Origin of the sequence: Synechococcus sp. H60.1, from assembly GCF_047462335.1 — a bacterium.
GTDB lineage: Bacteria > Cyanobacteriota > Cyanobacteriia > Thermostichales > Thermostichaceae > Thermostichus.
In genome coordinates, this window is record NZ_JANSJA010000134.1 from 1 (window position 1) to 915 (window position 915).

The 915-nt window shown below is 51.1% G+C and carries 1 protein-coding gene; it reads left to right on the plus strand.

Going from position 1 to position 915, the window contains the following annotated elements; all coding sequences use genetic code 11:
- The first annotated feature begins 423 nt into the window (after positions 1–423).
- The gene (locus tag NW852_RS07280) at positions 424–669 is read left to right on the plus strand and encodes a Uma2 family endonuclease (protein WP_414364890.1); all 246 of its coding nucleotides are present in this window, start codon (positions 424–426) and stop codon (positions 667–669) included.
- The last annotated feature ends 246 nt before the right edge of the window (positions 670–915 follow it).

Genomic DNA, 915 nt, shown 5'->3' on the forward strand with positions numbered 1-915 from the left:
GAGTCGCAACATCTGCCGTCTGTTTACCCGTACAGTTTTACTCACCTTACGGTACTCAGTCAAGGCTAAAGTCAGTACAGTACTTCTTGTAAGCAGCACCTTCTATGACAAAACTCAGAAATCGAGCCGAGTTTTGAGGTAGCAATTTGGAGAACAACTGAGTAGGGTATACTGGGAAAAAGACAAGTTTTGGCACAATTCTAGGTGTATTGTTTGGTGCAGCCTTAGAAATAGTGAAACAGTATATCCAGCCTCAAGCTGGGGGTGCTACCCATCCTACCGTATAGACGGTGGGGAATTTTGCGCGTTTAGTTAAAGCGGCGAGGTATCCTGGTCTCCTGGTTTTGTTGGATTGTCAAGGGATCCCTGGCCGCCCGTTTGACCCAGAACCCCAGACTGACGGTCAAAACTGTTTCCTCTTGGGTGCAATGGCATGATCAACTTTTTGAGGACAGCCCCCAAACCGAGATCCTCTCTCCCGGTCAGAGCTTTGGGGCTGCAGTTCAAAAAGCAGCGGACTATTTGGAGGCCGGGATCCCCCGCGTTTGGATTGTGGATCCGCAGGCCAAGGGCATCACCGTCTTCTACCCCGATGCCCCGCCGCAGATATTTGCGGGATCCCAAGCCACCCAAGACGATTGCTTGCCGGGCTTGAAGGTTGTTCCCTAGAATGTGTTTGCCCGAGCGCGGATCCCTTAGTGGGCTTAGTGCAAATAGCGATAAAGCAGCCTGCTAGTTCGTCTCCAGGCCATTGACAAATGCTGAAGGGATCCCAAAACAAGATTTCCTGCTAAGGGCTAATCGTGAAGCGAAAGAGCTTCTCATCGGCCAGTTGGAGAACTTCCTGGCCTGCAGCCGCCAGTTGTTCCGGGGGCAAATTCCGGTATTGGGCGATAAACTCAGGCAAAACTTGAA